We start from the raw sequence: 13,476 nt of genomic DNA, 5'->3' as shown, positions 1-13,476 counted from the left end.
CCGACAATTCGTCGGTGTTTTCATTTAACCAAATTTTTCGCCAGCTCATAAACATCGCCGGCGCCCAAAACCAAAACTATATCAAAATCTTTTGCCATCTTTCTAACCAGCTCTTCGCTTGCGGAAAGCGAACCGCCATAAACCGCTTTAACGCCCTGTGCCGCAATCGCTTCAACCAACGCTTTGGAATCAACATCAAAATCCTCGGGTTTCTCCCGTCCGGCCACATAGAATATATCGGGAATTATCACTTGCTCCGCGGAGCCGAAAGCCGTCGCGAACTTACTGAACAAATTTTTTGTTCGGGCGTACTGATGCGGCTGGAACACAGTCAGAATCCTTTTGCCCGGATAAAACTCTTGCGTAGCCTCAATCACTTGATGGATCGCATCGGGCGTATGAGCGTAATCAGCTATCACCTCGGCTTGGCCCAACCGTCCCAGCCGTTCAAACCGCCGCCAAGTACCGGTAAAGCCGGCCAAAGATTGTCTAATAATTTCAACATCAATCCCTATGGCGCAACAAACAGTGATGGCGCATAAAGCATTATAGATATTATAATGGCCGGGCAAAAGCAATGAAAACCGCCCTGACTCACCGACCGAAAAAACTTGTTTGCCGGAAACCGTTTCTATTTGACTGGCTTTATAATCAGCCTCATTGTTTATGCCAAAAGTTATTTTAGCCGCTTTAAGCGCCGGCGCCAGTTCTAAAGAATTAAGATCATCGGCATTAAGCACCACATATCCTTCGGCCGGCACATGCGACAAATAATCCTTAAACGCCGATTTGATTTCGGCCAGGTCTTTATAATAATCAAGATGATCCTCGCCGATATAAGTGACAGCGGCCAGGCGCGGAGAATAATTATCAAAAGCTCGGCGATATTCATCGCTTTCAAACACGAAATATTCACTCCGGCCCGCCCGAGCATTGCCGGACAGGAAATCCGCTTTGGCTCCCAAAACCACGCTCGGATCCTTGCCCGCGTCAATCAAAATTTTGGCGACCATGGCGGTAGTGGTGGTCTTGCCATTAGTGCCGGATACGCCAATGCCGAATTTACCAGCCATCAACAGCCCCAAAAACTGCGGATAAGTCATCTGCTCTATCCCCAATTCTTGAGCGCGCGCTCTTTCCGGATTATCTTCCGGCGCGGCCACGGTATAAACGATCAGATCGGCATCAGCCGGGACATTCTCCGCTTGCTGAGGAGTTTTTACATCAAAGCCCGAAACTCGCAAATCATTAACCACTTCACTTAATTGCGCATCACTGCCCGTAACCCTTATGCCCCTGGCTTGCGCCAAACGCGCGGCGGCAGAAATGCCGATGCCACCAATACCGATAAAATGGATTTTTTTTATTTTAGCTAAGTTCATTTTTTATTTTTGATTAATTTTAACAAAATATCCGCCACTGCTCCGGCGCCGGTTTGCGGCATCATTTTCTTAATATTTTTTGACAAGTTGTCCAACTTATCGTCGCTTTTAATCAGCTCACTGATAATATCAGTCAACATTTTCTTATTAAGCGAAGCTTCGGATAAAACCACAGCGGCGTTATGTTGCTGGAAATAATTAGCATTGTTTTCTTGGTGCGTCCGATACATCGGGATGATGATTGCCGGTTTGCCGCAATAAGACAATTCCGACAAAGTAGACAGGCCGGCGCGCGTTACCACCAAATCAGCCACGCACAATGCTTCGGTCATTTCGTGCGTCATAAACTCAAACTGATGATAATTGTCAGCAGAAAAATCTATTTTCTTGCCCTTGCCGGTAACATGAATCACTTGAATAAATTTCATTAGATCAGGCAGGGCTCGGTCCAATACTTCATTAATCGCTATCGCCCCCGTACCGCCACCGGTAAAAAACACCGTCGGCACATCTTTTCTTAAACCGAACAGCTCACGGCTCTTATCCTTATCGCAATGACTGAATTCCTCCCGAATTGGATTGCCGGTTAAAATCGCCCGGCCGCGCTTAAAGTCGCGCAAAGAAATATCAAAAGACACAGTGACTTTTTTAGCCACGGGGGACATTAAACGGTTAGCTAGGCCGACTTCTATATCTTGCTGATGGATTAAAACAGGGATGCGTAAAAACCATGCCGCCCAGGCCAAAGGCACTCCCACATAAGCGCCGGCTACCATCACCGCTTGAGGGCGAAAGGCCAGCAGGATTTTTATTGATTGGCAGAATGCCTTAACGATCTTGAATGGATCGGTAAAATTCTGCCAAGAAAAATAACGGCGGAATTTACCTGAAGCAATAACCGCGAAAGGTATTTTATAGCTCTCCACGGCCGCTCGTTCCGGACCGCCAGCGGTACCGACAAACAAGAATTCCGCTTCGGGCTGCCTCTTTTTGATTTCCTGACAAACGGCTATAAGCGGAGAAACCGAACCCATGGTGCCGCCGCCGGATAATAATAATTTATATTTCATAACTTATTCCTGCTGCTTTATTTAATTTGTCCGCCGCTTCCATCAAAGTCAGCGAGTCTAACAGAATACTGGTCGTTCGGGCAAAACCGATAGCTTTTTCCGCTTCATCCAATACCGCCAAAAAAGCGTCAACGGTTTTCTTGTCTTCTTCTACATCGGCCGCTTTATAATCTTCCAAGTAACCCTTTATATGATCGTTAATAAACTCTCGGAACCTGTCGCGCAATTTTTTTCTGTTTTTCGGTTGATCCATCTGACCATCAATGCGAAAAGCAATAACTTCCGTCAAAATAAGACTTACACCCCGTCTTTCGGACTTTAAAAAATCAATTTGATGAATGACTTCATGCCTGCTGGAACTTATTATATCCTTTTTAATCCTTTCTAAAAAATAACTTAAACCCAAATAATGCAAAGGATTACTCTCTCCTCTAAAATATTTCCTATCTATACTGCGTCCCGTTATTGACATGCAAAAATTTTCTCCGGCTTCATCAAACTCATTTTTCTTCCAGTCGGGCTCTATTCTGGACCAAGCTTCTTCACTGAAGACAAAGGCTCCGGAAAGCATCGCCGGCACGCCCAATTCTTCCGTCTTCCAATATTTATTTTCCTCCCCGGGTTCTGGCGTGGCCGGCCGGAAGAAACACATCTCGTCAAATTCATTGATTATGATTGAAGCATCCCTGCCAACAGAGGTTACACAACGCGCCAAATAATGCTTGGCGATTTGCAATTGCTTAATTTGCTCTAATTCCTTTAATTTGATATTGCACGCTCGGCCAACCTCCTCTGTCCCAGCATGGGGGTGCAACATAATATAGTCAGTTATTCGATCGGAAAAATTATTTATTCGCCGGCGATAGGCAGGATTGGCGCGAGGGTGATCGGGGGTGTCAATGAGCGGTTCGATTTTTTCCAACAAAAATTTCTCCGCTCGCAAAGCATTTTCCAATGACAGCCAATACTCTGGCCGGGAAATATCGGGGTAAGCTGATTTTAATCTTTCTATCCTATCAGTAATCTCTTGATTAGATCGGCTTTCTGTGTTATCCGGATTATCCGGCATGATATTTGTCTCTCGCTTATTCATAAATTAATTATTGGCTTGTTTAGAAATATTGGCTAGAATACCGGCTGCGGCCAGCGACATCATCAACGCCGTACCGCCGTAAGAAATAAAAGGCAAGGGGATGCCGGTCAACGGCATAACGCCGAGCATGGCACCGATATTTATAAAAGCCTGAGTGATAAACCAGGTAACAATACCGACAACCAACAAACGCCCAAAGGCATCCGGGCATCTGGCGGCCAATTTAAAACCGCGCACGGCAATAAAAGCATAAATAATAATAATGGCTCCGGTCAAAATGAATCCCAACTCTTCGGCAATAACGGCAAAAATAGAATCACCGGTAACTTCCGGCAGATAAGCGAACTTCTGCCGGCTATGATTATAACCGCGACCGAATAAACCGCCGGAGCCGATGGCTAACAGCGCTTGATTGGCTTGATAGCCAATGCCCTGAGGATCAAGTTCGGGGTGCAAAAAAGTAGTAAAGCGAGCGGCGCGATAGGGAGAAATTTTTACGATCGCCCAGAGGCCGGCCAAACCGGCGACAGTCAACCAACTCAAATGCAACCATCTGCCGCCCGCAGAAAAATACACGGCCAAAGACATGGCCACAATAATAATCATGGTGCCAGTGTCCGGTTCTAAAACCAAAAGAGCGGTAATAACAGCCAAAATAAAAACAAAAGGCAAAAAACCGGCGGATAAATCCTTCAAATGATGATCTTCCTTAGAGGATAGCCAGGCGGCCAAATAAATCAAAAAAGTCAACTTGACGATTTCCGACGGTTGGAGCGAATAACCGAAAACATTAATCCAACTATGGCTTGTGCCCCAGGCCGCGCCGATGCCAGGAAGAAACACCAATACTAAAAGCAGAATGGAAATAAACAGCATGGGCGCCGCATATTTTTCCCAGCGATGATAGTCAATTTTAGCCAAAATCAAAAACAAAACGCCACCAGGCAAAACGCCGAATAATAATTGATGCTTGAGATGCCAATAAACATCCTGGTATTTTTGCCAGCCGATAGCCACGCCGGCGGAAGAAACCATCACCAAGCCAAAAATCACCAAAAGCCAAATGGCGCCGATTAAGTACCAATCGATTCCAGCTAATTCCCTATGTTTTTTAGGCGGTTGATTCATGATTTGTTACAATTTTTTAACTAAACGGCGAAACTGATCGCCACGATCAAACTCATTGATAAACATGCCGAAGGAGGCGCAAGCCGGCGACAGTAGGATTATGTCACCTGTCTTAGAAAATGACTTGGCAACGCCGACGGCATCGGACATAGAATTTACAATAGTATAATTATCAATTTTCTTTTTTAATCTATCCGTTCCCGTGCCTTTCAACAATACTACTGCCCGACAATGTTCTTTTATCTCTTTTGTTAACACTTTAAAATCAAGGCCTTTATCCGAACCGCCGGCAATCAGCACGATATTCTTCCTGCCAGCCAATGCCTTTAGGGCGACGATCGTTGCTTCCGGCGTAGTGGAGGTTGTGTCATTGTAATATTTCACTCCTCCAGTCTCCCTTAACAGTTCCAGTCGATTGGATATACCGTAAAAACGACCCAGTACGGATTTAATGCTTTTGGGGCCAATGCCAATAATTCCCGCCACAGTAACCGCAGCCAAAACATTGGACAAATTGTGTTCACCCAAAAGCTTGATATCTCTGACCGAACACATTATTTGTTCAACGCCGTTTTGGCGAAAAATAATCCTGCCGTTTCTGATAAAGGCGCCATTCTCTTCGCTAAAAAATTTTAAGGAGAACCAATATCTCTGAGCGTTAACCTTTTTACCGGCAGCCAAAGTTTCCTTGTTGTCGCGATTTAAAACGGCATAATCCTGCGGCGTCTGGAATCTAAAAACATTTTTCTTGGCCTCAATATAATCAACCATGGTTTCATAAGTATTTAAATGATCGGGATAAATATTAGTCAAGACGGCGATATGCGGCGACTTCTTAATATCAGCCAAGCTCTCCGCCATCCAAGACGACAATTCCAAAATTATTCGGCCGCCCTTATTCACCAACGGCATTTGCGCCAAGGGCGACTTAGTAATATTGCCGGCCAAAACTGCCAGTTTGTCCGACGTTTTTACCAACTCATAAATCAAGGTAGTGGTAGTGCTTTTGCCACGCGTACCCGTAACACCAACTAAGCGCTTGCGGTCAATCAATTGGAAGAATAAAGAAATATCAGTATAAATCGGAATTTTATTGGTGCGAGCGATCTTCAAAAAACGCGAAAACTGAGGCACACCGGGATTTCTTAAGATCAAATCCCGATGTTTGAAATCCTGTTCACGATGACGCCCCAAAACCCATTCAACTTTTTGAGCCGATTGGCCCAAACGCTTTATTTGATCATTAAGTTGTTTTCTGATTTTTAAATCCGTTACCGTCACCTTGGCGCCTTGGGATAACAAAAACCGGGTAGCAGCTATTCCACTACCGTCTTCATACAATCCTAGACCCATCACCAGGGCTTTTTTATTTTTTAAATTTAACATTATAAATTATAGTGATGATCCTTCGTAAAGCAATTGTAACACCTAGTGCCACGCGCCTTTATCCAACAAGAATAAAACCAATCCGATAATAGCAAAAACGCCAGAGACTACCCAGAACCTCATAACTACCTTGGCTTCCGGCCAGCCCTTAGCTTCAAAATGATGATGAATAGGTGTGGACAAGAACACCTTCTTACCTCGTAACCTCTTGGACAAAACTTGAACGATTACCGACAAAGCTTCAATCACAAACAAACAACCGATGATCGGCAATAACAAAACGGACTTAGTCAAAATAGAAATCACCGCCAAGGTGACGCCCAACGACATAGCGCCGGTATCGCCCATAAAAAATCTGGCGGGCGTAATGTTAAACCACAGAAAAGCAGTCAGAGCGCCGACGATTACACCGCAGAAAGCCGCTAGGTCATACTTGCCCTGGGCAAAAGCAATAACGCCGAAAGCCGTATAAGCGATTAGTAGTGTGCCGCCGGCCAGGCCATCCAGACCATCAATCTCATTAACCGAAAACGCCGTACCGACAATTACAAAAACGACCAAAGGAATGAACCACCAACCTAAATTAAAATTACCCATGAAAGGCACGCGGATCAAATCCCAATCAAGACGAAAATAAAACCAAAATGCAGCCGCCATAGCAATAAGGGTATAAACCGCCAAGCGATGCTTAACCGACAACCCGCCACCGTAAGGACCGATCTTCCTGACATTTAAATAATCATCAAACAACCCCACCAAAGCAGCTGACACTAAGCACCCTAAAGGCAAAAGAGTCTGCGGCCGGGTTAAAAAATTCAAGAATGAAAAAAAACTGTCAAACCATAACGACAGATAAAAAATTATCAAAGACAAAACCAATACTGTTACCCAGACCAAAATTCCGCCCATCGTCGGCGTGCCGGATTTTTTCTGATGCAACGCGGAAAAAATCGGCGCTTTGGAACTATCTCTGATCTGTTTGCCCAACTTGTATTTATATAGGAAATGAGTCAATAACGGCGTCCAAGCCATGGCCATGGCGAAAGAAATAAAAGTCAGAGAAAAAATCTTAATAACGATGAAATCAAAACTCATAGTTTATAAATAAATTATGGATTCCTGAATTTTTGCCTTAGGACCGTAAGGGGCGAAGCAAAAAATTCAGAAATGGCGAATATTAAAATATTAAGTAGTATTATTTTATAAATTCATATAAACCAGCAGTCCGATCTGAGTGGCAATAATCAAGGACGAAGCCAGAGCGGCAAAAGACAAAAAATAACTCAGCTTCCGATCACGCAGATAAACTTTAAGCGCCAGCAAAAAATTCACCAGACAAATCAACCAACCCAACAAAGGCAGAAACAGTAAATATTGCCAAGAACCGAAAGAAGAGATGCCGAAATAAATATTATATTGCAGAACTACAAATTCCTTAAAACGCCAGAAATACAAAAGTATGGCCGCCAAAGACAGCAAATCAAAAACCGCAGCCGCTACGAATACGCCAGAAACCAGGCGATCTCTTTTGGCTGGGCTTTCTTCAACTAATTGCCGTAATTTCAAAAAGATGATATTCATTCAAAAAAATATCAAGGTATGTAAATTATCCCCAAGAAGTGCTAATTTAATTATAGCGGTTATAGCGCTTAAAGTCCACGTTGCCAAAACATAAATAATCTGTCATTGTCAATCACTAAAAATCAATAGGTATTGACAAATTATTAACTAAGTGATATAATTATATATTAACTAAAGTCCATAACCAAAAATTATCCAATTTTAGCAAAATTATGTCTAATTACAAGCTTTTTCAGCTAAAAAACATCTTAACCGTCGGTTTACTAGCTATACTGGCCGGCTTAATCGCCTTCTCTGTCAGTGTTTGGACTACCCCCAGATACAAATCAACTTTCAAATTGTTGACTGTTTTTAATCAGGCCAATATTGATACCTACACTGCCAGCAAAACTGCCAATTACATCACCGGCATCATGGGTGAGGTAGTCTATTCCGATTCCTTCATCAGCACAGTCTATGCTTCTTCAGGCATCAAGGACGACCTGGGTTACGGCAGTGAAAGCCGTTTGCGCCAATGGAAAAAAACCGTCAAAACCAAGGTTTTGGATAATAAGGGAATGATGGTCATTGATGTTTATGGCAATGACAAAATGAAAACCAATGCCCTAGCGAATGCTATTGCCATGGTGATTATCAATAATCACGGCAACTATGACGGTTCCGCTGATCGTGCTACTATAAAAATGATTGACCAGCCGGCTATTTTTGAAAGCTGGTCTCTAACCAAAATCATTGAGGACTCTGCTCTGGGAGTTATCGTCGGTTTGCTTTTAGGTTTTACTTTCATTGTTATTTTTCCCAACCACCGCTTATTTGAATCTGCTCCCAAGAAAAAATATCTTTACCCGCCTGTCGCCACCGAGCCGATTAACAGCGGACAATCACTACCGGCGATAGAACCGGCTAGGGAAGAACCGACTAAGGAACAAAAAAACGATTTGCCGCAACGGCCCGGAAACTCTTTTACTCCCCCCGCCACCAGCAATGAATGGCTGAAGGACTACTACAACAATAATCAATTATAAGATCAAGGCCGTTTACTTTTGGTAAGCGGCCTTTTGCCAGGACTATGATTAAAAACAAAATCAAAAACCAAATTGGCAAATACTCGCAAGCCAGAAAATCAGCTATTAATCTTCTGGCGTACGTTTATTTAGGCGCATTAATTATCGCGATCATCGCTTACGGTCCTTCGCCCTTGTTTTATTTGCTGTTTGCCGCCATCGCCGCGCTTTTTATCCTGCCTAATCATTACTTTCTGGGTTTTTGTTTGCTTATCACCCTGACTATGCTATTTGAACGTTTCTTCACTCTGACCGGACTAGTCATTGACCGCGAAATTTATAAATTCTACTTACTGGATATTGTCATGGTGCTGTCTTTTGCCGCTTTAGCTGTTCGGCATTTTATCCTGCAAAAAAAACGCCGGTTTATCTGGGGCTGGCCGGAAACCCTTCTGGCCTGCTTCATGCTACTGGTCGCGGTTTATCTTTTCCGCTCCCTGTTTGATATCAACGCAAAATTTGAAGTGGCTTTCAGCTCCTTCAAAAATTACTTTTTTTATCCCCTGCTGTATTTCTTTACCGTCTTAGTGGTGCAATCACCCAAAAGATTAAAACAAGTCAGCCAACTGATTATGCTTAATGGTGTTATTTTGATCGCCTTCCTGTTGATCGGTTTTGTCCGCGGTGCAGGATTATGGACTGAATTTACTCCCCTGTCCACAGCCGGAGTACGCTACTTGGCCGGCACTCATGCTTTCTATTTATTGATTGCTATGATGATTGGTGTGCCACTTTTAGCTTTTAACCGCCTGCGCAACCAGTGGTTGGGGCTCTTGGTTTTCGCCTTATGGTCCATGGGCATCATCGTTTCTTTAATGCGCCATTTGTGGCTGGCCGCGATTATCGGCATCGCCGCTTTATTCATTTTAATGCCCTATCAAAACAAAAAATTCATTTCCCGCCAAGCGATCAAGGCCGGATTGCTAGTCGTATCACTAGTCCTAGCCGCCGTCTTAGCGGCTAACCTTGCCTACTTTAATCCGGCCACGGAAACTGCCGCCGGCAATGTCCGCAATATTAGTGAACGGTTACTGTCATTGAGGGACTTAAGCGAAGACACCTCCGCTTCCTGGCGACTGGATCTCTGGAAAGACGCCCAACAAGTTTGGCAAGCCAACCCCATTTGGGGTATCGGTTTCGGCCATACAATCTTGATTGATACGGGCGACTATCAGAATTTTGAAGAAATCAGAAATATCCATAACTCGCCACTGGCTATTATAGTGCAAATGGGCTTGGTGGGACTGATTGTTTTCGCCTTATTCATCCTGACGGTTTTCATTTCCGCCTGGCGTCCGGCTTACACCAACTTTGATTTGATTCCTTATTATTTGGGCGTTGCTGTTGCCATTTTGATCTTCCTGTTTGCCAGCTGCTTCCAGCCGTATTTAGAAACTAATTTAATGGGTATTTGGCTTTGGATACTGCTAGGCCTATTGCGTTCAGCGACGATTATCAATAAAACTGTTAAACAACCCGAACAAACACAAATAGAAACCGCCCAATGACAATTATGAAAATCTTGCAAGTCAACAAATTCTTATACCCCAAGGGTGGAGCGGAGACTTACCTTTTCGCCCTATCTAATTTGCTGATGGCCCATGGCCATGAGGTAATTTATTTTTCCCAAAAAAATTCTAAAAACATCAAGAACGACCAGGAGAAATACTTTGTCACTGACCTGGATTTGGGCCGATTAAATTTTAAGGCCCTTTTATTGATTTTCAGGATTTTCTGGTCTCCGTTATCCCGCTATAAGATCAAAAAACTAATCAAAAAAGAACGACCGGAATTAGCCCATATCCACAATATCTATCACCAACTATCACCGGCGGTTTTGGCCGGCATCAAAGAATACGGTTTGCCTACGGTCATGACTGTACATGATTTCAAACTGGTAACCCCGGGCTACACCTTGCGCGCCGACGGCATCAAAAAGCGACACAAAGACTCTTTTATTATTGACTGGCTATTAAAGCTGGAATTTGCTTTCCATCGCTCAATCGGAGTTTACAACCATTGTATCGATATTTTTATCGCCCCCTCACAGTTCGTTAAGGATGAACTGATTAAGGCCGGCTACAAAGCGAAAAAAATAATTATCGTCCCCCACTTCATCAAACTGAACACTTTTAGTGTTCAAAAAAATACTGAAAAATATTTTTTTAGTTTCGGTCGCTTAGATGAAAGCAAGGGCACGGATGACATCATTCGCGCTTTTGCCGCTTTGCCGGAAAACGGCTTAAAACTGAAAATCGCCGGCAGTGGCCCGGAAGAAGAAAATTTACACCGACTAATTAAAGAATTCAAGGCGGAGAATCGCATTGAACTGATAGGTTTTAAACAAGGACAGGAACTGCTGGACTTAATCGGTAATTCTTTAGCCGTGGTCTTTGCTTCCCGCGTCCATGAAACTTTCGGGCTAACCGTCTTGGAATCACTAGCGCTAGGGAAAGCTGTTATCGCTTCCAAAGTCGGCGCCATCCCGGAACTAATAGAGGACGGACAAACCGGTTTATTATTTGCCGCAGCCGATATCGGCGAACTCAAAGAAAAAATGTCTTTGCTTTTACGCGACGACAAACTGCGCCGAAAACTGGGACAGGCGGGCCAAGTCAAGGCCAAGGAGTACTCCCCGGAAAGACACTACAAGCAATTAGAGGAGATTTATAATCAATTAATTAAACCGGGCAGCGCCGCCAAACGAAAAATCAAAAAAATTGCTCTCTCAATAATCCTGGCTATTTGCGCTTTACTGATTATTTGGCCGATTTACTACATTGATGTAAATCGCAGCCGGGCTTTTATTACGCCTCAGCATGATTATCCCCGTCTGGCTAATTTGTATTGGAAAAATCCGATCACTCTGGATGACGCCAAACAATTGGCCAAGTGGGATATAATCGTTCTGGATATGCAAGCGCAAACCAATAGCGCTTCAGCCATCAAAGAAATCAAACGACTCAATCCCAAAGCGGTTATTTTGGCTTACACTACGGCTAATGAAATGCCGGTGGAACGATTAAACCAAGTGGAACCTTCCGGTTCGGGTTTATGGCATGAACTGGCCCAAGGCAATAAATCAGCTTGGCGGCTTAAGACCATATCCGGCGACAGCATAGTTTTCTGGCCGGGCAATGTCATGATGAATCTAGGCACCAAAGATGAAACCGGCAAAACCTACGCCGACTACCTGGCCGACTTTTATCAGAATAAGATCCTGTCCACTGGTTTATGGGACGGCTTATTCTTTGATAACGTCTGGCAAAATGTGACCTGGTTCAATAAGAATACTGACATTGACAACAATGGCCGACAGCGGCCGACAGCAGAAATTGACTGGCAATGGCAAAATTACTACCGCGATTTTTTTCAAAAATTACGCGACCGTTTCGGCTCTCAATATTTGATTATCGGCAACGGCGACGGCGCCTACCACCAACTGATCAATGGCCGAATGTTTGAGTCCTTTCCCGACTACTGGCAAGGCGGTTGGTCCGGATCACTCAAGAGCTATAATGAAGTTAATGATAACGGCTATGCCCCGCGCCTGAATATAATTGAATCCAATACGGCTAACACCGGCAACCGCTATGACTACCAGTCCATGCGCTACGGTCTGACTTCGTCTTTGATGTTTGACGGTTACTACGCCTTCGGCTACGGCACCAACCTGCGCGAACAGCTCTGGTGGTATGACGAGTATGACGCCCAAATAGGCCAGCCCGTTTCCGACCCTTACAACTTATTGGATCGGAACTCCAAACAGTGGAAAGCTGGAGTCTGGCAGAGGGATTTTGAATTCGGTACAGTAGTCGTCAATTCCACGGACAAACCGCAAACGATTTATTTCGACGGTGAATACGAAAAACTGCGAGGCACTCAAGACAAACTAACTAATGACGGCGCCATCATCAATCGCCTGACTCTAGCTGCCGGCGATGGTATAATCATGATGCGCCCGCTTAACACTATTACGGATGCGACTTATATCAATGGTTCGTTTGCCAGGATTTTTGACGGCCAGGGCAAAGTCAAACGCAATGGCTTTTTTTCCTACGACAATAATTTCAAAGGTAGCAACAAAATCCTCAAACTGGATTTGAATAATGACGGTGAAAGAGAGACTATAGTCGCGGGCCTGAATTCCATCACTTTATACGACAAGCGCGGCTTAGGAGTCAAGACAATTTATCCTTACGGCGATCGGTTTGTCGGCGGTCTAAGCCTGGCACCAGTCAAAATGGAAGACAACAAATACTGGCTAGCGGTTAGCCCGGAAAAGGGCGGATCCAATCTGATTAAGTTTTATGATTGGAATTTAAGCGACGCGGGCAAGCCCTTCAATGCTTACGGCAGCCGGTGGCCTTCTTTAGGTGCCAATGTAGCGGCCGGCGATGTTGACGGCGACGGCCGCAGCGAGCTTATTGTCGGCGCCGGATTCGGCGGCGGTCCTCACGTCAAAGTGTTCGATTTAAACGGCAATCTGAAAAGAGAATTTTTCGCTTATGCCAATAATTTCCGAGGAGGGGTGAATGTAGCAACCGGGGACATTAACGGCGACAGCCGGGATGAAATAATCACCGGCGCCGGCCAGACCGGCGGACCACATATCCGAATCTGGAACAGTAATAATAAAATCATCAGCCAATGGTTCGGTTTTGACGCAAACAAACGCACCGGCGTCAAAGTAACCGCAGCCGATGTTGATGGCGACGGCCTAGACGAGATTATCGCTTTAACCACTAATGTATTCATGACCAATAAATAAT

Annotated in this window: 10 protein-coding genes; 3 read left to right on the top strand and 7 right to left on the bottom strand. The window is 44.4% G+C overall.

From position 1 onward, the window contains the following. Positions 1-20: 20 nt before the first annotated feature. The 7 genes from murC to WC473_05025 form a co-directional block, all read right to left on the bottom strand. Positions 21-1,382 (bottom strand): UDP-N-acetylmuramate--L-alanine ligase, encoded by a 1,362-nt coding sequence (gene murC / locus WC473_05055; protein MFA5125156.1) that lies wholly within the window; start codon positions 1,380-1,382, stop codon positions 21-23. Next, complete coding sequence (gene murG, locus WC473_05050) at positions 1,379-2,452, bottom strand: undecaprenyldiphospho-muramoylpentapeptide beta-N-acetylglucosaminyltransferase (GenBank protein MFA5125155.1); 1,074 nt, start codon at positions 2,450-2,452, stop codon at positions 1,379-1,381. The genes murC and murG overlap by 4 nt, the downstream gene beginning before the upstream one ends. Further along, positions 2,442-3,545 (bottom strand): hypothetical protein, encoded by a 1,104-nt coding sequence (locus tag WC473_05045; GenBank protein MFA5125154.1) that lies wholly within the window; start codon positions 3,543-3,545, stop codon positions 2,442-2,444. The genes murG and WC473_05045 overlap by 11 nt, the downstream gene beginning before the upstream one ends. Before the next feature lie 3 nt (positions 3,546-3,548). Then, positions 3,549-4,673 (bottom strand): putative lipid II flippase FtsW, encoded by a 1,125-nt coding sequence (gene ftsW, locus WC473_05040; protein ID MFA5125153.1) that lies wholly within the window; start codon positions 4,671-4,673, stop codon positions 3,549-3,551. A 6-nt stretch (positions 4,674-4,679) separates the two neighbouring features. Next, positions 4,680-6,059 (bottom strand): UDP-N-acetylmuramoyl-L-alanine--D-glutamate ligase, encoded by a 1,380-nt coding sequence (gene murD, locus WC473_05035; GenBank protein MFA5125152.1) that lies wholly within the window; start codon positions 6,057-6,059, stop codon positions 4,680-4,682. Between the two features lie 42 nt (positions 6,060-6,101). Then, complete coding sequence (gene mraY / locus WC473_05030; GenBank protein MFA5125151.1) at positions 6,102-7,154, bottom strand: phospho-N-acetylmuramoyl-pentapeptide-transferase; 1,053 nt, start codon at positions 7,152-7,154, stop codon at positions 6,102-6,104. A gap of 105 nt (positions 7,155-7,259) precedes the next feature. Further along, the gene (locus tag WC473_05025) at positions 7,260-7,640 is read right to left on the bottom strand and encodes a hypothetical protein (protein MFA5125150.1); all 381 of its coding nucleotides are present in this window, start codon (positions 7,638-7,640) and stop codon (positions 7,260-7,262) included. 212 nt (positions 7,641-7,852) lie between these two features. Between WC473_05025 and WC473_05020 the strand changes: the two genes are divergently transcribed. Genes WC473_05020 through WC473_05010 form a run of 3 tightly spaced genes read left to right on the top strand, consistent with a single transcriptional unit; the run spans position 7,853 to position 13,475 of the window. Continuing rightward, positions 7,853-8,665: a hypothetical protein gene (locus tag WC473_05020; protein MFA5125149.1), complete on the top strand. Its 813-nt coding sequence runs from the start codon at positions 7,853-7,855 to the stop codon at positions 8,663-8,665. A gap of 44 nt (positions 8,666-8,709) precedes the next feature. After that, a complete protein-coding gene (locus tag WC473_05015) occupies positions 8,710-10,212 on the top strand; it encodes an O-antigen ligase family protein (protein MFA5125148.1) in 1,503 nt (500 codons plus the stop codon). 5 nt (positions 10,213-10,217) lie between these two features. Further along, entirely contained in the window at positions 10,218-13,475 is a 3,258-nt protein-coding gene (locus WC473_05010) for a glycosyltransferase (protein MFA5125147.1), read from the top strand. The last annotated feature ends 1 nt before the right edge of the window (position 13,476 follow it).

The organism is Patescibacteria group bacterium, assembly GCA_041650895.1.
In the GTDB taxonomy this organism is placed as follows: domain Bacteria; phylum Patescibacteriota; class Patescibacteriia; order 2-01-FULL-39-33; family 2-01-FULL-39-33; genus CAISTG01.
The sequence above is the reverse complement of the archived record's forward strand: the minus strand, read 5'-3'. Positions and strand labels throughout refer to the sequence as shown.